Annotated in this window: 19 protein-coding genes; 8 read left to right on the top strand and 11 right to left on the bottom strand. The window is 46.4% G+C overall.

The window, feature by feature from the left end; all coding sequences use genetic code 11:
• The 4 genes from BCF55_RS01425 to BCF55_RS01440 are packed head-to-tail and all read right to left on the bottom strand — an operon-like array spanning position 1 to position 4520.
• Entirely contained in the window at positions 1-1653 is a 1653-nt protein-coding gene (locus BCF55_RS01425) for a tetratricopeptide repeat protein (RefSeq protein ID WP_121009081.1), read from the bottom strand.
• Positions 1650-2537: a universal stress protein gene (locus BCF55_RS01430; RefSeq protein WP_121009083.1), complete on the bottom strand. Its 888-nt coding sequence runs from the start codon at positions 2535-2537 to the stop codon at positions 1650-1652. The genes BCF55_RS01425 and BCF55_RS01430 overlap by 4 nt, the downstream gene beginning before the upstream one ends.
• 1 nt (position 2538) lies before the next feature.
• Positions 2539-3324, bottom strand: a complete 786-nt coding sequence (locus BCF55_RS01435; RefSeq protein WP_121009085.1) for an inositol monophosphatase family protein — start codon at positions 3322-3324, stop codon at positions 2539-2541.
• A complete protein-coding gene (locus BCF55_RS01440; protein ID WP_121009087.1) occupies positions 3321-4520 on the bottom strand; it encodes a phosphoglycerate kinase in 1200 nt (399 codons plus the stop codon). Before BCF55_RS01440 ends, BCF55_RS01435 begins: the two co-directional genes overlap by 4 nt.
• 47 nt (positions 4521-4567) lie before the next feature.
• On the opposite strand from BCF55_RS01440, the gene yaaA reads away from it, so the two are divergent.
• The 5 genes from yaaA to rpe are packed head-to-tail and all read left to right on the top strand — an operon-like array spanning position 4568 to position 10182.
• Complete coding sequence (gene yaaA / locus BCF55_RS01445; RefSeq protein WP_121009089.1) at positions 4568-5251, top strand: peroxide stress protein YaaA; 684 nt, start codon at positions 4568-4570, stop codon at positions 5249-5251.
• A complete protein-coding gene (locus BCF55_RS01450) occupies positions 5248-6195 on the top strand; it encodes a glycosyltransferase family 2 protein (protein WP_121009091.1) in 948 nt (315 codons plus the stop codon). Before yaaA ends, BCF55_RS01450 begins: the two co-directional genes overlap by 4 nt.
• Before the next feature lie 9 nt (positions 6196-6204).
• Complete coding sequence (locus BCF55_RS01455; protein WP_121009093.1) at positions 6205-8136, top strand: helicase HerA domain-containing protein; 1932 nt, start codon at positions 6205-6207, stop codon at positions 8134-8136.
• A gap of 47 nt (positions 8137-8183) precedes the next feature.
• Positions 8184-9491, top strand: coding sequence for a homoserine dehydrogenase (locus BCF55_RS01460; RefSeq protein WP_121013113.1), 1308 nt, complete (start codon positions 8184-8186; stop codon positions 9489-9491).
• A 19-nt stretch (positions 9492-9510) separates the two neighbouring features.
• Positions 9511-10182 (top strand): ribulose-phosphate 3-epimerase, encoded by a 672-nt coding sequence (gene rpe / locus BCF55_RS01465; RefSeq protein WP_121009095.1) that lies wholly within the window; start codon positions 9511-9513, stop codon positions 10180-10182.
• On the opposite strand, the gene BCF55_RS01470 is transcribed toward rpe, so the two are convergent.
• The 3 genes from BCF55_RS01470 to BCF55_RS01480 are packed head-to-tail and all read right to left on the bottom strand — an operon-like array spanning position 10157 to position 13842.
• Entirely contained in the window at positions 10157-12154 is a 1998-nt protein-coding gene (locus BCF55_RS01470; protein WP_121009097.1) for an LPS-assembly protein LptD, read from the bottom strand. The genes rpe and BCF55_RS01470 overlap by 26 nt on opposite strands.
• Positions 12151-12930, bottom strand: a complete 780-nt coding sequence (locus tag BCF55_RS01475) for an HAD-IIA family hydrolase (protein WP_121009099.1) — start codon at positions 12928-12930, stop codon at positions 12151-12153. The genes BCF55_RS01470 and BCF55_RS01475 overlap by 4 nt, the downstream gene beginning before the upstream one ends.
• 6 nt (positions 12931-12936) lie before the next feature.
• A complete protein-coding gene (locus tag BCF55_RS01480) occupies positions 12937-13842 on the bottom strand; it encodes an AAA family ATPase (protein WP_121009101.1) in 906 nt (301 codons plus the stop codon).
• A gap of 28 nt (positions 13843-13870) precedes the next feature.
• Between BCF55_RS01480 and BCF55_RS01485 the strand changes: the two genes are divergently transcribed.
• The gene (locus BCF55_RS01485) at positions 13871-14743 is read left to right on the top strand and encodes an AEC family transporter (protein ID WP_121009103.1); all 873 of its coding nucleotides are present in this window, start codon (positions 13871-13873) and stop codon (positions 14741-14743) included.
• Here the strand turns inward: BCF55_RS01485 and BCF55_RS01490 are convergent.
• The 3 genes from BCF55_RS01490 to BCF55_RS01500 all read right to left on the bottom strand — a co-directional run bounded on the left by BCF55_RS01490 (position 14740) and on the right by BCF55_RS01500 (position 19545).
• A complete protein-coding gene (locus tag BCF55_RS01490) occupies positions 14740-16455 on the bottom strand; it encodes an ATP-dependent DNA ligase (RefSeq protein ID WP_274542111.1) in 1716 nt (571 codons plus the stop codon). The two genes, BCF55_RS01485 and BCF55_RS01490, sit on opposite strands and share 4 nt — an antisense overlap.
• A 47-nt stretch (positions 16456-16502) precedes the next feature.
• The gene (locus BCF55_RS01495) at positions 16503-17555 is read right to left on the bottom strand and encodes a transglutaminase-like domain-containing protein (protein ID WP_121009105.1); all 1053 of its coding nucleotides are present in this window, start codon (positions 17553-17555) and stop codon (positions 16503-16505) included.
• A gap of 97 nt (positions 17556-17652) precedes the next feature.
• Positions 17653-19545, bottom strand: coding sequence for a 2Fe-2S iron-sulfur cluster-binding protein (locus tag BCF55_RS01500; protein WP_121009107.1), 1893 nt, complete (start codon positions 19543-19545; stop codon positions 17653-17655).
• 84 nt (positions 19546-19629) lie between these two features.
• Here BCF55_RS01500 and amrB point away from each other — a divergent pair, with 84 nt between their 5' ends.
• Both amrB and BCF55_RS01510 read left to right on the top strand, forming a co-directional pair.
• The gene (amrB, locus tag BCF55_RS01505; protein ID WP_121009109.1) at positions 19630-20430 is read left to right on the top strand and encodes an AmmeMemoRadiSam system protein B; all 801 of its coding nucleotides are present in this window, start codon (positions 19630-19632) and stop codon (positions 20428-20430) included.
• Between the two features lie 23 nt (positions 20431-20453).
• Positions 20454-21818: a YchF/TatD family DNA exonuclease gene (locus BCF55_RS01510; protein WP_121013114.1), complete on the top strand. Its 1365-nt coding sequence runs from the start codon at positions 20454-20456 to the stop codon at positions 21816-21818.
• Here the strand turns inward: BCF55_RS01510 and BCF55_RS01515 are convergent.
• Positions 21781-22992 carry an acyl-CoA dehydratase activase-related protein gene (locus tag BCF55_RS01515; RefSeq protein WP_121009111.1) on the bottom strand — a complete coding sequence of 404 codons (1212 nt, stop codon included), beginning with the start codon at positions 22990-22992 and terminating at the stop codon, positions 21781-21783. The genes BCF55_RS01510 and BCF55_RS01515 overlap by 38 nt on opposite strands.
• Position 22993: the final 1 nt, after the last annotated feature.

Below are 22993 nucleotides of genomic sequence, written 5' to 3' on the forward strand. Positions count from 1 at the left end.
CTAAAAGCTCACGCCGAGCTTTTTAAGCTTCTCAATTAGTCTTTCCCTCTGTCCCTTCTCGCCCTCTTTGCCCGCTTCAAGGAGCTTGAGAGCTGACTTGTAGTATTCCAAAGCGGGTTCCCTGTAACCCATTTTCAATAAAACGTCGCCTACGTGTTCGTTCACAACAGGGTCATCGTACGCCTTACTCAGGGCATCAAGGAGGTACTGAATAGCCTTCTCATAGTCCCCTTTCAGGTAGTAAACCCAACCCATACTGTCTATGTAAGCTGGGTTCTCAGGCTCTGCCTTAAGAGCCCTTTCTATCAGTGCCTGTGCCTCCTCTATCCTGGTAGTCCCGTACCAGAGCAGCAGAGAGTACCCCAGGTGGTTGTAAAGGTCTGGGTCCTCAGGGTTGAGCTCTATCGCCTTTCTGAGGTTATCTTCAGCTTCTATGATTTTTCCCAGGTAGTCCATGGCTATCGCCTTTAAGAAGTAAGCTCTGTATTCCTTTGGTAAGATGGCTATCGCCTGGTCAAGGACCTTTACGGCTTCTTCATACTCCTTCTTTTCCATATACAGGTTTGCTTTAAGCATCAAAAGCTTTACATTTGCCGGGTTTTGCTTTAAACCTTCCTCTATAAGTTTCTCAGCCTCTCTATATCTCTTTAGGTTTAGGTAAACGTTCGCAAGCCTCTCAATTATCCTCTGGTTGTTGGGAACAAGTTTGTAAAGTTTTTCATATACATCAACAGCCTTCTCTGCTTCTCCCGTAAGCTCCATAGACAGGGCGTAAGAGTAAGCCACATTGAGGTCTTCTGGATGATGACTATACAACTCGGAGAGTATCTTCTTTGCCCTCTCAAATTCACCCGACTGAAGGAGCGTGATCGCGAGCTGGTGTTTGTACTGATAGTTCGTAGGGTCTATCTCGCTGAGCTTTTCATACAGTTCCTTCGCTTCCTGAAATCTTCCGGTTGCCATGTATAGCTGAGCTAACTTTTCCAGAGCCGAGCGGTTATCGGGGTCTTCCTTGAGTATGCTTTTGTACAACTTCTCAGCCTCGCTGAACTTTTCGCTCTGCTCATATATCTTTCCAAGTGTCACAAAGGCAGCTTCAAAGGTCTTTTTTATGTCCAAGGCTTTCTGAAAGTACTCCACGGCTGTATCAACCTTTCCTTCGCTCAGGTAAAGCTGTCCAAGGAGGTAATAGGGGAAGGGGTTATCCGGGTTCAGCTCTGCGAATCTGTGGAGTACCTCCTTTGCCTCTTTCATCTTCTTTGCCTTTATGTACTCGTCTGCAAGGAATATTAGGATCTCCCTGTTGTCAGGGAACTTCTTGCGGGCTTTCTCAAGTATTTCAAGAGCTTTAACTTTCTCCCCCTGGAGCTTGTATATACTGTACAGGGCTATGTAGGGTTCCACGTTGTTGGGATAGCGTTTCTTATATTCCTTCGCCAGCTCCAGAGCTTTATCCGTGTTCTTTAGAGACATCTCCAGCCTTATGGTGTCCATATAAAGGGATGGGGTTGGTTTCTCCTCAACAGCCTGAAGGCAGAACAGCTCGGCTTCCTTCGGTTTGTCCGAGAGATACCTGCACATGACGTAGTCGTAATAGTAATTGGCGTAAGAAAAAGTTGTGATAACACCTAAGGTTAAAATTATCTTCTTCATTCTCTACCTTCCTTGTAGATTAGTATAGGTATATCAACCTTCTTAAAGACCTCAGTTGAGGTGCTACCAAGGAGTATCCTCTTCAGTCCGGAAAGCCCCCTACTCCCCATTACAAGCAGCTCTATATCACTATCCTCCTTTATGTGTTCAACTATCGCCTGTGCCGGGTCTTTCTCGCTCAGGAAACTGGCTGATACGTCAAAACCTTCCAGAGAGAACCTTTCCTTGAGCTTGTCAAGGTACTTTTTCTTTTCTTCTCTGTACCTGTCGTACAGAGCTTCTCCAATCTTTTCAACAATCGGGAGCTCTATGGGTTCTTCAATGTGAAGAATTTCAACCCTTACCTTGAAAGGTTTTAAGAACTTAAGGGCAAACTCAACCGTTTTCTCTGCGGTTTTTGAAAAATCGTAAGCTATTAGAACCTTCTTGCCGAAGGTTGGTTCGGACCCCTTTATAACAAGGACAGGTTTTACCGAGTGTTTCACAACCTTCTCTGCAGTTGAACCTATAAGTATCTTCTCAACCAGCCCCTTTTTATGACTTCCTATAATTACTAGGTCTGGGTTCTCCCTTTCCTCGGCTTCCAATATTAGGTCTCTGGGATCGCCCACTTCAACCAAGGTCTTAGATGGAACGGGTTTTAAAAATTCGGTCAGACCTCTGAGCTTCTCCTCTGCTTCCCTCCTCTTCTTCTCCTCTATCTCCTGTAGCACCTTTATATCTATGACGTCAACTGTTAAACTCTCCGGATAGGGTATGTATATAGCTGGAGATACAGCATGAAATAGCACAACCTCCCCTTTGTGAGCCTGGGCTATGTTCTTGACAACCCTGAGCACAACGTTGGTTATGTCTGAAAAGTCAACCGGTACAAGAATCTTCAAGCTAAGCCTCCTTGATGTGTTTACTCACAATCCCCTCAAGAAAATTCTGTATCTTCCCGTTTGAAGCGATTATGTCTCTCTTTAACCCCTTTTCCAACATCTTGTAATTACCCCCGGCTTCTTTTAGTATAACAATTCCTGCGGTTATGTCCCATGGGTGGAGCTCAAACTCAATGAGTCCTTCAAATATACCTTCCGCAACAAAGCAGAGGTCAACGGCGGCTGCGCCAGGTCTTCTCATGGCAGCAACCTTGTCAAAAACCTCTTTAAATATGAGCCAGTAAGTATCAAGTTCTCTCTTTGCACGGGAGGGAAAACCGTAGGCAACCACGGAGAACTTAACGTCGGAGGTGTTGCTCACCCTTATAGTCTTTCCGTCTTTAAAGGCTCCCATATCTTTGCCAGCCCAATACATTGAGTTAAAGGCTGGTAGGTAAACAGCCCCGGCTATGGGTTCTTTCCTGTAGGTCAGCCCTACGGAAACACCAAATATGGGAAAACCAGCTATATAGTTTTTGGTTCCGTCAAGGGGGTCTATATACCACACAAACTCTCCCTCTTCATCACCGCCCTCTTCCTCACCAACTATTCTGTGTTCCGTGAATCTCCTTGAAAGGTAATCCCTTATCCTCTCCTCCGATGTTTTGTCCACGTAGCTGACGAAGTCCTTTTCAGCTTTTTCCTCAATGCTTTCATTCTTTACCTTCCTGAAGTTTTCCTTCAGGACTATCCCACCAATTAAAGCTGCTTCTTTTGCAGCTTGAACAAATACCTCTATCTCCTTCATGCTTGTAACTCTTTGTCGTCAAGAACTTCCAGACAGGGTAAGGGCTTGCCCTCCAATAACTCCAAGAATGCACCTCCACCTGTGGAGACAAAGTCTATGGCGCTGTAAACACCCGCTTTGTGAATCGCATGGTCCGTATCACCTCCACCCGCTATTGTGAGGGCGGAGGATTGGGCTATGAGTTTTGCAGTTCCAAAGGTTCCATTCTTGAACCTGTCCAGTTCAAACACACCCATTGGACCGTTCCACACTATGGTCTGGGCATCTGCGATAATCTCAGACAGAAGCTCAAGAGATACATGCCCTATGTCAAGCCCCATCCATCCATCCGGTATCTCCTGCCAGGGGACTACCCTTGTAGGGGTGTTATCAGAAACCTCCTGACCTATGAGAAAGTCAACGGGGAGGTAAAGCTTTACACCAAGTTTCTTTGCCTCTTCAAGAATGTCTAAAGCCGTAGGTATGAGCTCCTCTTCAACAAGCGAGTTACCAACGCTGTACCCCATAGCCTTTATGAAGGTAAAAGCCATAGCTCCGCCGATGAAGAGCTTATCTACCCTATTTAAAAGGTTCTTTATTATCCCAAGCTTTGTTGAGACCTTAGCTCCCCCCAAGACTGCGACAACCGGCCTTTGTGGGTTTATCATCGCCTTTTCAAAGTAATTTATTTCCTTCTCAAGGAGGAATCCCATTACAGCAGGCTTTAGAAATTTGGGAACGAGATAAACAGAGGCATGTTTCCTGTGACAGGTTCCAAAGGCATCGCTCACATAAACTTCTCCAAGGCTTGCCAGCTCTTTTGCAAAATTCTCATCGCCCTTGGTCTCACCCTCATGGAATCTGAGGTTCTCCAATAAAAGCACTTCCCCCTCGGAGAGGGTTTCAACCATTCCCTTTACCTCTTCACCCACACAGTCAGGAGCTATGCGGACTTCCTTTTCCAGAAAGCGAGAGAGCCTTTTGGCAACCGGGGCAAGGGAAAAACGGGGGTCTCTTCCCTTTGGCCTGTCCAGATGGGACATCAGTATTATCTTTGCCCTTGCGTCCATCAGATACTCAATCGTTGGTAAGCAAGCCCTTATACGGGTATCGTCCACTATGTTCCCTTGCTCATCAATTGGTACGTTAAAGTCAACCCTTACGAGAACTCTCTTACCGCGGACATCAATGTCCCTTAGACTCTTCTTTTTGTGCATGGAAAGATTCTACCATAAGGATATAAGCTTACCCTTATAATACTTATATGGCTTTTTACCTACTACCCTGGAGCAGAGAGAAGTCCAGAATGGACCTTATGAAAAGAAACCTCTTTGAGGTCTGGAAGGATAAAGAGCTCAATAGGTTCCCGGAGCTGAACCCTCTCAGAGAGGCTCTCATAAGGAGCTTCGGTGTTGAGACTTCACCCCTTGCGCCCGCTTACAGAAGGTACAAGAATAAATTCTGGGAAGAGTTGAGTTTCTGGGCTCTTCCTTTAAGGGTTCAGGAAGATATAAAGGAAAAGGGGCTTGTATTTTCTCCGCTGTTCGGAGTTATCGGTGCTGGGGACCCGATACCCCTTTATGAGCTTAGCTGGAAGGATACCTATGAAGGCAAGGAGCTGAAAGACTTTTGGAGGGAACACCTTTCCCAGCTCCTTGGCAAACTTTTTGAAGGGGAGACGGTTTACGATTTCACCTCAACGGAGGAGAGGGGAGTGGTTAGTTTTCCAGAAGGTACGCGCAGGGTATTGTTTGAGTATTACAGAGGAGACAAACGTGTTATAAACACCTTGCCTCACAGAGCCTATACCCTTAGGTATATCGTGGAAAAAGACGTTACCCTTGAGACCCTTCACAAGATAAACTTTTTAGACTATAAAGTTAAGGACGTCAGGGAAGAGGAAAGTTGTATGAAGGTTATCCTTCAGAGCGAGGGGAAATATATATGATCTCTGTAGTTATACCGACTTACAACGAAGAAGAGAACGTGCCTGTTCTTTACGAGAAGCTAAAAGGGGTTTTAGACTCCCTGAATGAAGAGTATGAGATTATATTCGTTGACGACGGTAGCTACGATAGAACACCTGAGATATTGAAAGAGTTGGCTGATAAGGATAAAAGGGTTAAGGTTATCCGTTTCAGGAGAAATTATGGACAGACGGCGGCTATGTACGCCGGATTTGAGTACGCAAAGGGGGACGTCATTATAACTATGGACGCGGACCTCCAGAATGACCCTGAAGACATACCAAAACTTCTGGAAAAGCTTCAGGAAGGCTATGATATAGTAAGCGGTTGGAGGAAAGACAGAAAAGACCCCTTTCTTTCAAGAAAACTCCCTTCCAGGATAGCTAACTGGATAATTTCCAGAGTAACAGGTGTTGAGCTTCACGATTACGGATGTACTCTGAAAGCCTATAGGGCTGATATCGCTAAGAGGTTCAGACTCTATGGGGATATGCACAGGTTTTTACCGGCTCTCGCCAATAGGTTCGGTGCGAGAGTTACTGAAATCCCAGTAAAGCACCACCCAAGACTTTACGGAAAGTCAAAGTACGGCATAGGTAGGACCGTAAGGGTTATCCTTGACATATTCCTGGTTAAGTTCCTGAACGAGTACATAACGAAGCCTCTCTATGTATTTGGGGGTTTTGGTTTCTTGCTTCTCTGTGTTGGAGTGGTCATAGAGCTTTATCTTACCTTTGTTAAGCTCTTTACCGGTGAAGATATAGGCGGTAGACCCCTTCTTATACTCGGTGTTCTACTTATACTTGCAGGCATACAGCTCCTGTCCACGGGTATAATAGCTGAGTTGATAATAAGGACTTACTATGAATCAAGAGGCGAGAAGCCTTACGTTATTGACGAGAAGATAAATTTGGAAGAGCATTAAACTTAAATTATGAATGTCCTCAGGGGAGAGGAGATACTTGATAAACTGAGGGAGCTTTTCTCAAAGGCGGACAAGAGTGTAAAGGTATGCTCCGCTTGGATAAAGGGCGAAGTATTCAGGGAGCTACTTTCCCAGCTTAAGGAGGGTATCAAAGTTGAGGTGATAGTGAGGGCTTCCTCCTATGAGGACTTAAAGATAACCGATGCTCAAGTGTTTAAAGCAGTTAGAGAGATAGGAGGGAAGGTATATCTGAATCCTAAGCTACATGCCAAATTCGTTGTTGTGGACGGTAAGGAAGCGGTGCTTGGCTCTGCGAACGTTACCCATTCTGGACTCTCACCGGAAGGGAACATAGAAGCTGCCGTTTATATAAGTGAGATCAAAAAGGTAAAAGAGCTTGAAGAAAACTTTGAGGAGATAAAGCTCCAGTCTTACGACCCTTCTAAGGTGCTTGCCTTCGTTTTGAGCCTTGAGACAGCTCGCGAAGGATTGGTCTTGCTCACTAGAGAGATACAGGAACAAACTTACGTGAAGATACCTACTGAGAAGGGGAATTTCTTCCTTGCGAGGATTTTTGATATACGCTCTCTAAACCTGTCTCTTCCAGGACTTGATGGCGACAGCTTCCTTAAGGAGAGCGGATTTATAAGGGAGGTTTTCGGAGAGAGGGAACTTGACTGGAAGGTCGCCTCCTTGTTCGCTAAGTCCCAAGAAGGTGTGGAGGTGCAGGTTGCCAAGTTTGAGGTTCTTGGTGAGTACGAGAGGGAAAGGAACCTATTCAAGACACCTATAAAACCCGTGAGAGCCGGTTCTCCAGTTGAGAAACTTGAAGTAGAAGAGGAATCCCTACGGGCAATTCTTTTGAAGAATCATTCGGGCTACGATATGAGGTTTCCCACCTATCTTGGTAGGCTTCAGGGCACGGAGGTAAAGGCTTTCTTGGATATGGATAAGGTTATATCTATGCATATGGCTGTCATAGGGACTACAGGTTCAGGCAAGACAACCTTTGTTAAGAAGGTCTTGAAGAACTTCCAACAACCGGTAAGGGTTTACCTCTTTGATATGTACGGTGAGTATTATGAGGAGTTAAAAGAACTTGGAAGTGTAAGGAACGTTCAGTTGCCCAACGTTCTGATCCCGGCAGATGGAGATGACCTTAAAAGGATGCTTAAGGAGAGTGGATTATCCCTTTCGGAGCGCTCAAGCGATGAGAAGGAGCTGATGTCCTTCCTCAGGAAGCATGTCAAATCCGAGCTTGACAGGAGCGACCTGAGAGAGAAAAGCCTTGAAACCCTTATTAAGGAGGCAGCCCTACATCTTAAGGACAGGTTTTTAAGAGACTCCCTTTTGGACATTCTGGATTCCTGGAAGAGAACTTACGGCGAGGAGTCGGTAAAGCTTCAGCCTAAGGTGCTCAAAAGCCTGAGCGAATCCTTGAAAGCCCCCGAGAGGATAGTTATATACAACTACAGGGACGTTGATATAACCGAGACAAGGATAAACGTAGCCGGGTTGATAATGAGGGAGATTCTTAAGGAAGCTAAAACCGCTCCCTCAGACAGGCTTATCGTCCTGGAGGAAGCTCACAACTTCGCACCGGAGAGGGGGACTGCGGAAGTTCAGGCAGGAAGAGAGAACTTAGCGTATTTGAGTGCCCGCAGGATAGCTATGGAGGGTCGCAAGCTGAGGCTTGGTCTGGTAGCGATAACCCAAAGGCCGGCTAACATAAGCAAGTTCATACTTTCCCAGCTGAACACCCAGGTAATATTCAAACTCATAACAAAAAATGACCTTGAGGCAGTTGCCCCCTTCTTTGAGAGCTCCAAAGATGACGTGTTTAACCTGCTTCCGTTTTTAAAGCCCGGAACAGCTTATATAAGCGGACTTGCCGTACCTTTTAGCTTCCTCTTCCAGATGGAGGAGATTCCTTACTGGTGATACACTCGGTCGGCGAGGATTTAACAAAAGGGTTATCATATAAAGCCGTGAAGGTTAGTGTCGGTATAGTCGGTTGCGGTGTGGTCGGGACTGGAACCGTAAAACTTCTCCTGACTAACAGGGAAATCCTCAGGAAGAAAACAGGTATAGATTTCCAGCTTACGAAAGTGGCAGACCTTAACTGGGAAAGGAAGAGAGAGTTTGAAGTTCCAGAGGAGCTGAGAACGACCGATTATAGGGAGGTCATTGAATCCTGCGATATAGTCGTTGAACTTGTTGGAGGAAAAGAGTTTGCCAAGAAATTGATGCTTGAAGCCCTTGAAAGTGGCAGACATGTTGTAACAGCCAATAAACACCTCCTTGCCTTGGACGGAGAGGAAATTTTCCTAAAGGCTCAGGAGAAAGGGCTCAGGGTTGGTTTTGAAGCCTCCGTGGGAGGAGGTATACCTGTTATAAAGGCTCTCAGGGAAGGTCTTGTGGGGAACAGGATAGAGACTATATACGGGATTCTAAACGGGACAACCAACTATATACTTACCAGGATGTTTGAAGAGAACCTTGACTTTGAAAGTGCCCTTAGAGAGGCTTCAGAGAAGGGCTACGCCGAGGCTGACCCCTCGCTGGATATAGACGGATGGGATGCAGCCCATAAGATAAACATACTTGCTTCCCTCGCCTTCGGTAGGTACTTTCCCTTTGAAGAGGTACACGTTGAGGGTATCCGCAACATACAGAAACTGGATGTTGAGCTTGGTAAGGAGCTTGGGTATACCCTGAAACTCCTTGCTATAGCCAAAAGGTTTGATGGGGAAGCTGAGGTAAGGGTACACCCAACCTTTATACACTCAGAGGAGGCTCTTGCAAAGGTCTCAGGCGTTTATAACGCTGTGATGATAGAGGGAGATTTCGTCGGAAAGACGATGTTCTATGGACAGGGAGCAGGTTCTTTGCCTACAGCCTCAGCTGTTGTCTCAGATATAGTGGATGCAGGTATAGCTATAGTATCTGGTAATGGAGGGGAGGTAACGCCTGTTGACTGGGAAAGTGAGCCTGTTAAGGTGAGGAGAAACTTCTTCAGCAGGTATTATCTGAGGTTTGATGTCCCAGATAAGCCTGGCGTTCTCGCTGCTATCTCAAGGGTCCTTGCAGACTTCAACATAAGTATAGCGGCTGTTCTTCAAAAAGAGATGGTTTGCCAGCTGGCAGGAAAAAGAGGAGAGCCGGTCGTCCCCCTTGTCATACTCACCCACAAAGCCTACGAGCAGGACGTTCAGAGTGCTCTCAAGGAGATAAGAGAGCTTCCCGTAGTTGTTGGTGAACCCGTTCTTATAAGGGTGGAAGAAGAGGCAGAGTGAAATAAAATTGTTATCTGTTATGGTAAAACTTCTTGCACCTTCAATACTCGCCGGAGACTGGTGGAACATAGGAGAGCAGATAGAAGCCTGCATAAGGGGAGGAGCAGATCTGATCCACTTTGACGTTATGGACGGGCACTTCGTTCCCAACATAACGGTGGGTCCAGAGATACTTTCCCACATAAGAAAGAGGGTAAGCCTCCCGATAGATGCCCACCTCATGATAGAAAACCCAGACAGGTACATACCAGAATTTGTAAAGGCTGGGGCTGATTGGGTAAGCGTTCACATAGAGAACGTCCCCCACATACATAGAACCCTCTCCTTTATAAGAGAGCTGGGGGCTAAGGCAGGGGTGGTGATAAATCCCGGAACATCCCTTTCAGCTATTGAGGAAGCCCTTCACTACGCTGACTACGTACTCCTGATGTCTGTGAACCCCGGCTTCAGCGGTCAGAGATTTATAGAGCGTTCCTTGGAAAGGCTTGTACTTCTTAGGGATATGAGAGATAGACTTAACTCCGATTGTCTTATAGAGATAGATGGGGGAATAAAGGAAGAAAACATAGCAAGCGTTGTAAGAGCTGGAGCTGACGTTGTGGTTGTGGGTTCCGGCATATTCGCTTCGGAAGACCCGGAAGGTCAAACAAGGAAATTAAAGGAGCTTATCTTCTCCGCAACGGCAGTTTGATGTCCTTCATGTTGAATAGGGTAAACACCAGGAACACCTCCCGTAAGTATCCTTTTTCACTTCCAAAGAAGCTCCTCCTGTAGTCGGCTTTCAACACCCAGCATGCCCCCTTTAATCCCAGGTACAGATTTCTGAACAGCTCCTGCTTAGTTATGTTGTCTTTCGTTATTGAGCCGCCGAATATAAATCTCCCTAAGTTCACTTCACCTTTCAGGGTGTATTGGTCTGTGAGTTTCTCCGCTTTGCTATCCTGGGACATAACGTAGCTTGCACTTAGGCTTGTGTTTAAAACCTTGATGCTGGCAGAACTCACGCTGCTCGCAAAGATGCCGAGGTTTGCATCATAGGTTGTGTCTTCGGATAGAGTTAACCAGGTAGTGGGGTAAAGGGAGAGTATCAATCTGAAGGGTAGCAGGCTCTTTTCCACAAGCTTGCTGTCGGTTGGGAATCTGTAAGACCTCAGGAAGTTGTACCCGCCCTCCAGGAAAAGGCTTGAAAGAGTTCTACCCCCGTAACTCAGGCTTGAGCTATATCTGAGCTTGAGGTTGTTCTCTTTGGTAACCTGGTCAAAACCGTCAAGCTGGGGGTTATTGAAGTTCTCTGGAGAAAGGGAGTAAACAAACTCAATGCTATTGGAGAGGGACATATCCTTCCAGGAAAAGCTTTTGAAAAAGGGTAACCTGTTTTCAAACTGAAAGGAGCTTACTCTCTCGTCAGAGAACTCGTTGCTTCCTTCGGTGAAGTAAAAATTATTAACGAATTTAACACTCATATAGTTATTTAGATTGAAGAGTTTTACAGGAAGCTCCGCTTGAGGGATGAATATCAGCCTTTTCGTTCTGAGCCCTTCCTCTCTGTGAAAATTTGTGAAGGTACTGGTTAAGCTCAAGAACACGGGACCGAACTGTTTTGGTCTTGAGTAAAAACCGAACTCAGGCAAAAGGTTTAAGGTTGCCCTGTTGTCATCTGAGGTCAGATCATAGTAGTTTCTAAGGTTGAATGAGAGGAGATAGTCTTTTTCAAGCCTGCTGTAGGTTATGTAGGAGAGTGTGTACGGCAAGGTTCTGCTCTCATGAGCGAAGTAAACGTCCTCAAAGAAGTAAGGGTCTGAGGGTATATCAAGTCCAAACTTCCACCCTCTGAACCCAGTATCAAACTCAAGCCTGAACCTGTTTTCCCTGAAGGTTTTAAGGTTCCTGCCCTCCCACCATTCAGCGGGAGGTGCCGGTTCTTTGTAATAAGAAAGCCTGAAGTACAGCCTGTCCTTAACGGTGAAAGCCTGTCTGTACTCAAGGGATAAGCCTTTTGCCTGTTTGTCCCTGTAGTCTAAAGTCAAAGTTGCGTCCTTGTCTTCAGATATAGCCCAGTAAAAGGGCTGGATGTATACGAAGTTATTGTATGTATTACTGCCCAGCATAGGAGGTAAAAGACCGGACCTTCTCTCCCCCACGGGGAAAACGATCACAGGACTGTAGAGAATTGGTAAATTGAAGAACTTGAGGGAGTTGCTGAAGGAGAAGACATAGCTGTTAGTGACCTTTGCCTTCCAGAAGCAAACCTTCAGCTCCTTTTCATCAGGTGGACAGGTTGTCACCTCACCTTCATGGATCTCGTACATGTCCTCGGATATCTTGTCTACCCTCTTTGCATTAAAGTAGAACTTGTTAAATTTCCCCTCCGCATCCAGGAAATATCCCACCTCCTTTTCAAGGTCTATGTAGGCTTCTTTTCCGAGGACTTCAAGGGTTCCGTCTTTTCTCCTTATGTGGACATTGCCGTAAGCATAAACCTCCTTGCTCTTCGGGTTGTACTTTACTCTTTCAGCCTTTATCGTGTATTCCCTGTACTCGGCTTCAACGCTACCTTCCGCTATCAGGTTTCCCTCTGTATCGGTGAAGAGTTTCTCGGATAAAATCTCAACGCCCAGAGATACAGAAACAAGCGTTAGCAGAAGAGCCAGCCATTTAATCACTCAAATATTTTATTCTCAAGCTCTCGGAGACTGTGGAATATGTAGTCTGGTTTAAAGTTTGCCCTCTCCAGCTCCTCTTCTTTATATTTTCCTGTTGTCATAAAGACAGTTTTTATACCGAGTTCTTTCGCCCCAATAAGGTCTGTGTATATATCGTCACTTACAAGGTATACCTCTTCCCTGGGGAGTCCTTTTAGAGCAAGCTCTATAAAATCTCTGGAAGGCTTGCCCAGATTTGGAAGCTCCTCCTTGTACTGGGTTGCGTAGGCGAGCATCTGTGCCACAGAGCCCGCTCCAGGGAAGTACAGCCCGTCCGAATCTTTCACTATCCGTGACAGATTCACGGGTATTATCTTTGCCTTCTTCAGGAACACCGCTGATGTGGCAATCTTTAACTTCAAGAAATCTATCTCCTTATCCTGCCCAACGACTACAGCATCAACCTCGTAGCTCTCTCTCACGTTGAATCCTTCATCCTTTAAAAAGCTTGCCAGCAGGCGAGTTCCTATAACGAATACCGAACTTATGCCTTTACTCCTAAGATACTCTGGCAATATTCCTACAGGGGAAACAAAATCTTCAAGGTTTAGAGGGAGACCCTTAACTCTCAGTTTGTGGACTATAAGATTCGGGGAACGGGTAGAGTTGTTGGATACTACTCTAAATGGAATTCCTTTATTTTTGAGATTTCTTATGAACTCTGGAGCATACTCAAAGGGGTTAAATTCTTTGTCCCTGGTGAGAACTCCATCCATGTCTATGAGAAGCGTAATCATGATTAACTACCTCGGAACTTCTATCCTCTGAAGTATACTTTTTATGGCTTCCTCCTTGTCTACCCCTTCTCTTACGATTATCCTGTGGGAGAGAACCGGAACTGCCATTTCAAGGACATCCTCTGGAACCACAAAATCCCTTTCTTTGGAGTATGCCAGAGCACGGGCGCACTGGACCAGGTGTATTGCTCCCCGCGTGGATATGCCGAGAATTATGTTCGGATCTGAGCGGGTTTGAGAGACCAAGTCAACGACCATTTCTGCTATCTCCGAGGATACATAAACCTTTTTAACCTCTTGTGTAGCATTCAGAATCTCCTGAGCGTTGGCTACCTCCCTTATTAGATTCACCCTTTCAAGGGGGTTTGTACCCATTACTATCTCTTTCTCAGTTTCACGGTCTGGATAGCCCAGAGAGAGCTTAACCATAAACCTGTCCATTTGGGATTCAGGCAGTGGGTAAGTACCGTAGTGCTCCAATGGGTTTTGGGTAGCTATCACGAAGAAGGGTTCAGGTAAAGGATAGGTTTTACCGTCAACAGTAACCTGCCTCTCAGCCATAGCCTCAAGCAGAGCGCTCTGGGTTTTAGGTGTAGCTCTGTTTATTTCATCAGCGAGGACTATGTTGTTAAATATCGGACCGGGTTTGAATACGAACTCCCTTTTAGACTGGTCAAAAACCGAGCTCCCGGTTATATCCGAGGGCAGGAGGTCACTTGTGAATTGAATTCTGGAAAAGGATAAGCTCATGGACCTTGATAGGGCAAGAGCAAGGGTGGTTTTTCCAACACCAGGTATGTCTTCAATCAGTAGATGTCCTCCGGCAAGGAGACAGACAACAGCTCTCCTTATCTCCTCTTCCTTCCCCCTTACTACCTTCGCTATCTCCTCAACCACAGCGTTTATATTCATTTCAAGTTAATGATATACTAAAAAGTTCATGTACGAAAGGGTCCTTTTCGTAGCCCTGATATTTCTGATCGCCTATGTCCTTAAGTTATCAAAGGTTTTCAAAGAGGAAGACTCAAAACCTTTTATAAATTACGTGATTTACTTTTCGCTCCCTTCCCTTGTCCTTTCAAAGATAAGGGATATTGAATTTACGGGGGAGGTATTGGGCGTTGTAGTTTACGCCTGGCTCATTATAGTAGCTTCCGTGGTTCTATCCTTCCTGGTGGGGAAGTTCCTCCGCATGGAGGAGAAAACCTTAAAGACTTTCGTTCTGGTTTCCTCCTTCGGGAATACAGCCTTTTTAGGCTATCCCTTTGCCTTTGCCCTTTTTGGAGACGAGGGTTTGAGGTTTGCAGTTCTCTACGACCAGCTTGGTTCTTTCCTTTTGGTGGTTTCACTTGGCTTCTTGGTTGCAACCGGAAAGTTTTCCTTTAAAGAGGTTTTACTCTTCCCACCTTTTTTAGCCCTTTTTATTGCCTTACTGACGAGAGGTTTTGAATTGCCACCTGCCTTTAATCTTTTCCTTGAGGTTTCGGGTAAATCTTTAATTCCGGTCGTTTTATTTGCCATAGGCTTGAGGTTTTCTCCCTCACACCTCTTTGATTCTCTCAGGTATGCAACCCTATCTATACTTGTGAAGATGGTTGTGGTCCCTTTAGTAGTGTTAGCTCTATTTAAGACCCTCGGGCTTACAGCCTTGAGTCACAGGGTTGTATTACTTGAGAGTGCTATGCCCCCTATGGTAATGGCAGGTGTACTTGCCATAAAGTACGGGCTTAACGAGAAGCTTGCTGTGTCGGTGATATCCCTTGGAATACTGCTGAGTTTCATAACGGTCCCTTTCCTCATTAGCTTCCTTTAACCAGCCTTGTATTGCTTTTGTTGTAGATACATCTCTATTATCTCCTGTTCGGTCGTGGCGTCCTCAGGTCTCTTATCAAACCTGTACTTTCCTGTAAACCTTGGAAACCTGAGTCCGAGTCCCCTGCTGGGCTTGACCTTATCCCACGCGCAGGTGTGAACAGGGCTCAGTGTAAGCTCTGCACCTGTTATCTCAAGAACTAAAAAGGGTTCAAACCACATGTCTGCCGAGAGTATGGAGTTTACCCTTGGGTGTCTGTGCTCTATCCCGTGCTCCTTCAAAATCCCGTCAAGCTTTTTAAAATCGTCTTCCGTAAAGCCTGTCCCAACTTTACAGACAGTTTTAAACTGGTCTGTCTCAGAATCGTAACAAGCCATCAGCAGGGAGCCGAAGTATCCTGCCCTCTGCCCTTTGCCATAAAAAGCTCCGACCACAACAAGGTCCAGAGTGTCAGCGAGATGAGATTTGTAGTCCCTTTTGTACTTTATCCAAAGGAAGCCCCTTTTGCCTGCTTCATATATAGACTCCTTTGCCAGAGACTTACAGACTATACCTTCACATCCCTCCTCTATAGCCTCGTGGAAGAAAGACTCCAGTTCCTCAACGCTGCTTACAACCTTTCTGGTTGCAAGGTTAACTCTATCTGTTGTTTTTACAACCTTCTCTAAAGTTTTTCTCCGTTCTGGGTAGGGTTTAGTAGTCAGGTCTTCTCCGTCAAGATAGAGGATATCAAAGAGAAACCCAGCAACAGGATATTTAAGTATATGAAAACGGCTGACGTACTTTACTCTCCTGTTCATAAGAACCTGAAAAGGTTGTATTTGCCCACTTGAAGGTTCTATAACGACACATTCAAGCTCAACTATAAAGTCGTAGGGTATAGCTCCTTTCAGGAACTCTATAAGGTCTGGAAACTGGTGGGTTATGTTCTCAAGCCTCCTTGAATACAGCCAGAACTGGTCTCCTTTCCTGTGAGCCTGTATCCTCTCTCCATCGTACTTATATTCGGCTCCGCATCTCCCTCCAAGCTTCTTCAGTATCAGAGAGGGGACAGACATCCTTTCGGCGAGCATAGGTCTAACGGGTCTACCTACCTCAATCTTTATAGTTTTTACCCCTTCAAGCCCTTTTTCTACAAGAATCCTCGCTACATACCCAAGGTCTGAAGTAAGGTTGTAAGCCCTCTCTATATGAACCCTGTTTTCCTGATTCCCTGTAAAGGCAACCGCCAGGGCATCCATTATAGTGTTGTCACCTATTCCGAGTCTCAGTCTCTCAATCACCGTTCTGAGGAGATACTTAACCTCTATGGGTGAGGCTTTTGATAGTAGTTCTTTAAACAACTCTACTTTCTTCTTCAAAGCTCCATAGCCTGAAGTTTTTGCTATCTCACTGAGAGTTCTGTAGACCTCTTCAACACTGAGCTTATCCTTTGGTTTAAAACCTTTCTCTTCGTAAAGGGCTTTTCCCGCATCTCCAAGGTCTCCAAGCTCAATGGTTTTCTCCTCGGTGGTGTGTTCGTCTATTCCTAATACCTCTGCAAGGGCTCTCATTGCCAACTTCTCACCAAAGTTGTAATCAAGCCCTGTGTACTCAGGAGCAATCCGTCCAACTGAGAGGTAAACAACCTTGTCTATAAGCTCAGGCGGAGTTTTCTTGAAGAGTTCCACAAGAGATTCCGTCATTTGAACCCTGCTTGTAGTCTCCTCAATTTAGGCGTAGAAATTTGCGAGCTCTGAATACTTCATCTGGATAAAGTTTACACCCTTGTAATGCTGTATGAGAAATCTTGAGGCTCTAAGTAGTTAAGGACGTATCCGTTGACCTCCGCATAGGGGTATCCGAAGAAGGGGAGTGGTTTCATTAGCTCCTGTTGGGGTTCAAGGTTTCCGTCCCTCAACCAGTTAAAGGCTACCCAGTGAGGGTCCCAGTTTCCGAAGAGGTATCTTTTGGCAAACTCAAGCCTTTTGCTTCCCTCCTTTAACTTCTCCCCAAGCCTCATCTTTGTTACATCGGCAGGGTCAACGGGAATCCACTCGCCTGCCCAGAATTCAGCTCTGCAGTGCTGAGCCTTCGTAAGGTCCTTTGAACCCCTCTTTATGGACAGGCTTTCAGATACGTAAGCGGGTTCAACCCTTAAACCGAATACCTCCCTTGCGGGTATGCCTACAGACCTACACAGAGCCACAAATATGGAGCTCTGGTCTGCACATTTACCGCCTATCCTTCCTTCTCTTTCATAGACCTCAATGAGCTCGTTTACGTTTCCTGGTCCGCAACCCTTCACTTTTGGGTCTCTGTACGTGTTTTCCACAACCCATTCATATATGGCGTAAGCCCTCTCAAGGGTGCTCCTTTTGTCCGCAGTTATCCTCTCGGCGAGCTCCTTTACCTTTCCTGTGGTAGGAAGGTGAGGGGTAGCCTTTAGATAGGGCTCAAGAGCCTTTGGAGGTTGAAAGTTTCCATCTATCAGACTTACGCGACGGGTTCTATACTCCACCGAAAAGGTAGCCTTCATAGACTTCTCCCCTTCAAGCTTCCCAAATTCCGCATAGAGTATGGGAGTTCCGTACTCCTTTTCTCTTATGACCTCGGCTCTCTCAAAGTTACCACCCAGGCTGAGTCCCTTAAGTTGTTGATATTCAGTGTTTACAGGTACTGGAATCCAGAGTCTTGCCTTTCCCCTTTCCTTTATCCTTACACTGCAGGTAAAGGTAACCTCCTTCCCTGAAGCTTGCATGCCTATGGTTACCTTTGGAAAAGCCACAGCAAGAAGACTGCCGAGTACAAAACTCCTCCTTGAAAGCTTCATGCCCTCTACCTCCCGGTGTTTTTAGAACAATATAAGTCCTAGGAGGATATATGTATTTCTATTTTTTCTAAAAAAGGAGCTTCCCTCTTATGACTTTCTAAATCCTGTACTCGCTTACCTCCCTGTTCTTCTCATAGAGCTTTGTCAGGTTCTCACTCCTCTTGGTTATCCAGCTGTTCCTGTATAGGTGTATCTCCGGCTTCAGAGGCGGGACACCCCCTCCTCTGAGGACCCTTATCTCCCCTTCTTTGCCTGCAAAACTCTCCTCAAGATACTTCCAGAAGACTATATCATCAAAAGCCCATGGGAGAAATCTCTTCCCCTTTACCTCTCCAAACAGGGTTGTGTAAGTACCCTCTGTCTCTCCGATAAGAGCCATGGGTATCTTGACGGTAGCTCTCACTGAGAGACCATAGTCATAAGGAGAAGCCACTATAAGGTGTTCAAGCCTTTCTGCAAGTTGCTCTATGGTTTCTGGCTCGTAATACTCTGTTATATCCTCTCCGAAGACCACAAGGCTGTTTATCTCCCCCTTAAGAGCCTTCTGGACAACCTCATCTATATCTGAGTAAAGTTCCTTAACCCTTTCGTAAAGCCCGTAAACGTTTCCATCCTTCGGAAGAAGGAGTATCTTATGCCCCTTATCCTTAAGGGCTTTCAACCTTTCCCCCAATTCCTTAGCCTCTTCACCTCTGAAGGAAGCTGCGTTCACTACCACGACACCGCTTCCCTCTAATCTTTCTATATCTTCAAGGTTTATATCCTCAGGCTCAAACTTCTCATCTCTTACCCCCTTTCCTACCCTGTAAACCTTACCTTTTGTATAGTAGGAAAGTACTGTTGCGGTTGAGGTTATGTCATCTCCCACAAATACGTAAAAGTCTGCCTCTTTTATCTCATCTATTGTTGGGGGTCTATAATCTCCCAGAGCCTCAGCGAGCTTGAAGAAGTCTGTCGTCTGGGGCGCGGTTATGTAACTGCTGGTTGCTTTTGCTATGCTGACGACGCTGTCTATGATCTCGTTGGGTACGTATCCGGATAAGACAAAGGCGGTTTCCCTCTCGTGGACTCCGAGGATTGAATTTAGTAGGTTTACAAGGTTTCCAACGCTCTCTTCTCTTCCGTGGGCGTAGGGCTTTAAAAGCCTGTCAACGTTTAGTGCATCGTATCCGAAGAAAGCCTTCGCACAGATGTTGAGCTCCTCCGTGGGCTTGGTTCTGTAGACTTTCCTCTTTGACCTCCAGTCTCCCACACCGAACTCAAGCTGAATCTCACAACCTACAGGACAGAGGTTACATCTGGTTGTTTCCCTCTGAAGAAGCCAGCTCCTTGACCAGAACTTAAAGGGTTTAGATATGATGGCTCCAACGGGGCAGACGTGAACGCATATCCCGCACATCTCGCAGGTGGAGGTATCCATGGGTCTGACCGTTGGAACTATATTGGAGTCAAAACCCCTGTTCTCCACATAAAGGGCATGAGCACCTACAACCTCATCGCATGCTCTCGTGCATCTGTAACATACCACGCACCTGTTAGAGTAGTATTCAAGAAAATCGCTCTCCCAGTCATACTCCTCTCTCTCTTTTTCCAATGCCGATATGGGAACGACCTGCCTCTGGGGTCCGTATATTGCCCCGAAGTTCTGGAGGTCACATTCTCCAGCCTTGTCACATATAGGGCAGTCAAGGGGGTGCCTTGTCATAAGAGCCTGAAGGAGATACTTCTGGTTCTCTCTCACCTGTTCGCTCGTGTGGTGGGTTCTTATCACCATCCCTTCCTGGACGGGTGTGTTGCAGGATATGACAAGTCTGTTTATGTTCTCCCAGTAAACAACACACATCCTGCAGGCACCGGCTATGGACAGCTTTGGGTGATAGCAGAAGTAAGGTATGTCTATTCCGTTTTCCAGGGCAGCCTGAAGGACCGTCTTTCCCTTCTCAACCTCATACTCTTTGTCGTCTATGACTATCTTCACTTTTTCAGCCATAACCTTCCTCCGTGCAAATATGATACTTAAAAATTTCCTTCATGTAGTTACAACCTTGATGGTAAAGGTCATATATTTAAAAGCATGAAGAGGAAACCTGCTGTAGCTGGAGCGTTCTATCCTGCTGATGTCGGGAAGTTAAACAAGCTTACAGATTTACTGTGTGGGGAGGAAGTCCAACAGAAGATGAAAGCAAAGGCTGTTCTTGTTCCCCACGCCGGATTAATATACTCAGGTAAAACCGCCTGTGAGGTTTACAAGAGGGTGTCCATACCTGAGAGGGTCATCCTTTTGGGTCCAAATCACACAGGATACGGGACTGATATATCAGTATATCCTGGAGAAGCTTGGGAGACACCTTACGGAGACGTGCCGATAGACGAGAAGCTGAGGGAACAGCTCCTTCAGTATCCGAGGGCACAGCCTGACGAGAGTGCCCACCTGTATGAGCATTCTTTGGAGGTTCAACTACCCTTCCTGTTCAGATACGCGGAGCGTCCTTTCAGAATACTTCCGATAGTTTTAGGATTTCTGGACTACGACACCGCCAGGGACTTCGGCAGATTTCTGGGGAGTCTTCTTCAGGGTATGGATGCCCTGATAGTTATAAGCTCCGACATGTCCCACTACATACCTGCGGAAGAGGCGAGAAGGAAGGACGAGATACTTATATCAGCTATGGAGAGGCTTCAAACGGACGAGCTTTACCTGAAGAGGGTTCAATACAACATAACTATGTGCGGTTTCATACCTGCCGTTGTGGGCATTGAGGCAGCCAAGGTCTTAGGAGCGAGGCAGGGAGTTCTCATAGACTACACCAACTCCGGAGAGGTAACGGGAGATTATGAAAGGGTGGTTGCCTACGCAGGTATGGTGTTTGTTTGAAAAATTCATATATTATTCTCTCCATGATAGACACCCACTGCCACTTAGACCTCTTGAAGAAGGAGGACTTTGAGGAGACCGTTAAGGACGAAAGCCTTGAGTATCTGCTCACCGTGGGCTACGACAGGAAGACGATAAGGAACGCCCTCAAGCTCGCTCAGGAGTATGAACACGTTTACTGCGCCATAGGCTTCCATCCCCACGAAGCAGACAAAGTAACCGACGAGGATATAGAGTGGCTAAGGGAACTCGCCAAAAGCAACCCCAAGGTGAAAGCCCTCGGAGAGATGGGACTTGACTTTTACAAGAACCACTCCGACAGGAAGAAACAGGAGGAGGTCTTCAGAAAGCAGCTCGCCCTCGCAAGGGAACTGGGGCTTCCCGTGGTTATCCACATGAGGGACGCCGAGGAAGAGACCATAAGGATACTTAAGGAGGAGAGAGCCTACGAGGTCGGGGGAATAATGCACTGCTACACGGGAAGCTACGAGACTATGAAGAAGGCTGTGGATTTAGGCTTTTACATATCCTACTCGGGAATTCTAACCTACAAGAACGCCGAAGGCGTCCGTGAAGTGGCTAAGAAAACTCCTACCTCAAGGATACTTTTAGAGACCGATGCACCATTCTTGGCTCCCCAGCCCGTTAGAGGTAAACCCAACAAGCCCCCCTACATATGGCACACCGCCAAGGTCCTCGCCGAACTTCTACCCAACACCTCCTTAGAGGACGTGGACAGGATGACCTCAGAAAACGCCAAGCTCATCCTGAACATCGGAAACAACGGGAGGAGAGAGACGATAACCTACGTTATAAACGGAAAGCTCTACATAAACCTCACCAACAAGTGCAACCTCCACTGCGTCTTCTGCCAGAGGGAGAGGGAGAGGAACTTCATGGTGAAGGGATACTGGGTCTGGACGAGTAGGGACCCTTCTGTGGAAGAGGTGATAAAGGAACTCGGAGACCCCACCCACTACGAGGAGGTGGTCTTCTGCGGATACGGGGAGCCTACGCTCAGGTTCTCTGCCCTGAAGGAGATAGCTAAATACGTAAAGTCTAAAGGCGGAAAGGTCAGGGTAGACACCAACGGGCTGATGTTCACCTTCATACCCAAGGGGAAGCTAAAAGAACTCAAGGGTCTCGTGGACGTCTGGTCCGTATCCCTCAACGCTCCCGATAAGGAAACCTACGAAGAGGTTTGCAAACCCGCCCAGCCCGATGCCTTTGAAAAAGTTTTAGAGTTCATAAAGGAGGCTCTGAAGGAGGGTTTTGAGGTAGTCGTCTCCGCCGTAGATTACCCCGGAGTGGATATGGAAAGGACCAAAAAACTCGTGGAGGAGTTGGGGGCTAAGTGGAAGTGGAGGCATTACGAGGTGGTGGGATAACTCCAAACCCCTCCGGTACCTTCCTCTCCTCAAGCCTCTTCAACTTCCTCTCAATGATATGCGGTGAATACTTTTTAACGTAGTAGTCTATCGTTTCAACCCTTATCCTTATGCTCCCCGAAGGTCTTGTCTCGTCAAGGTCTCCGAACTTAAAGTATAGTGTCCCTGAATATTCCACTATCTTCTGAACCGGAGTGTAAGTGGGCTGGTCCATTCCGCACTCATAGCTGGAAAGCCTCACTACCGCAGTTATCCAAGGGAACCTCGCAGCAAACTTTGCGCCCCAGATTATCTCGTTGGTGTTGGAGCTGTAAGATGAGGTCCAAACGTCCGATATGTCAAAGGGACTCTTTATGATACCCGCCTCTATTTCCGCTCCGAAGAGCCAGTCCATCAGGTCTTTATCGGTTGGAAGATATTGACCCCAAACGACCGGATATCCGAGGCTCTGGAACTCCACATCTATCTCGTGTCCTATGCCTGGGTCCATGTGGTAAGGTCTTGCGAGTATGAGTATGCAGGGGTGGTTGTTCTGGGCACACCACTCTAAAATCTCTCTCGTTTTCTTTCTCATCTCTGAATCAAATCTCTTTAGCTCTTCAAGACCCTTCTTAACAGCCCTCTCAACTTCCTCATAGCTGACGTCCAAAGCATCCTTCAAGGACTCATATAGCTGCTTGGGGAGGAGGTGAGGTTCTGCAAAGCTGACGAAGGGATTCACAAACTTAACCCCGTGCTTTTCAAACTCGTTACACTCCTTTAAAAAACCAGCCTTTATGTTTTCAACGCTCATAGGAACCCTGGTACAGGAAAGGGTATCCACGACGTGACCTCTGAGGAAGGAGGGCAGCGAATAAACCATTGGGGCGAGTATTATATCCAGTTTCTTTGTAGTCAGAAGCTCACCTATGTGCCCTGCAAGAACCTTCACAGGATAGCAGGAGTCCATACCTATCCTGCCCTTCCCGTACTCCCTGAACTGCTCCTCCGAGGTATCGGAGCTAAAGACTATGTTCTTTGCGGGAATACCTAAAGCTTTCAAGAAACCTATCCAGAAGCGGTGGGTTGACCAGACGTTAAGGAACTTCGGTATTCCCACCCTTATATGACTTCTATCTTTTTTTAACTCACCGCCTTCGGCGGTCCTTCTCTTAAAAAGGCTAATAAAAGGCATG

The organism is Hydrogenivirga caldilitoris, from assembly GCF_003664005.1.
Classification (GTDB): Bacteria; Aquificota; Aquificia; order Aquificales; family Aquificaceae; genus Hydrogenivirga; species Hydrogenivirga caldilitoris.

Bases quoted from the DNA above. Each gene is read 5' to 3' on its own strand.
- BCF55_RS01425 (WP_121009081.1), bottom strand. From the start codon at position 1,653: ATGAAGAAGATAATTTTAACCTTAGGTGTTATCACAACTTTTTCTTAC.
- BCF55_RS01435 (WP_121009085.1), bottom strand. From the start codon at position 3,324: ATGAAGGAGATAGAGGTATTTGTTCAAGCTGCAAAAGAAGCAGCTTTA.
- BCF55_RS01440 (WP_121009087.1), bottom strand. From the start codon at position 4,520: ATGCACAAAAAGAAGAGTCTAAGGGACATTGATGTCCGCGGTAAGAGA.
- yaaA (WP_121009089.1), top strand. From the start codon at position 4,568: ATGGCTTTTTACCTACTACCCTGGAGCAGAGAGAAGTCCAGAATGGAC.
- BCF55_RS01450 (WP_121009091.1), top strand. From the start codon at position 5,248: ATGATCTCTGTAGTTATACCGACTTACAACGAAGAAGAGAACGTGCCT.
- BCF55_RS01455 (WP_121009093.1), top strand. From the start codon at position 6,205: ATGAATGTCCTCAGGGGAGAGGAGATACTTGATAAACTGAGGGAGCTT.
- rpe (WP_121009095.1), top strand. From the start codon at position 9,511: ATGGTAAAACTTCTTGCACCTTCAATACTCGCCGGAGACTGGTGGAAC.
- BCF55_RS01475 (WP_121009099.1), bottom strand. From the start codon at position 12,930: ATGATTACGCTTCTCATAGACATGGATGGAGTTCTCACCAGGGACAAA.
- BCF55_RS01480 (WP_121009101.1), bottom strand. From the start codon at position 13,842: ATGAATATAAACGCTGTGGTTGAGGAGATAGCGAAGGTAGTAAGGGGG.
- BCF55_RS01485 (WP_121009103.1), top strand. From the start codon at position 13,871: ATGTACGAAAGGGTCCTTTTCGTAGCCCTGATATTTCTGATCGCCTAT.
- BCF55_RS01495 (WP_121009105.1), bottom strand. From the start codon at position 17,555: ATGAAGCTTTCAAGGAGGAGTTTTGTACTCGGCAGTCTTCTTGCTGTG.
- BCF55_RS01500 (WP_121009107.1), bottom strand. From the start codon at position 19,545: ATGGCTGAAAAAGTGAAGATAGTCATAGACGACAAAGAGTATGAGGTT.
- amrB (WP_121009109.1), top strand. From the start codon at position 19,630: ATGAAGAGGAAACCTGCTGTAGCTGGAGCGTTCTATCCTGCTGATGTC.
- BCF55_RS01510 (WP_121013114.1), top strand. From the start codon at position 20,454: ATGATAGACACCCACTGCCACTTAGACCTCTTGAAGAAGGAGGACTTT.
- BCF55_RS01515 (WP_121009111.1), bottom strand. From the start codon at position 22,992: ATGCCTTTTATTAGCCTTTTTAAGAGAAGGACCGCCGAAGGCGGTGAG.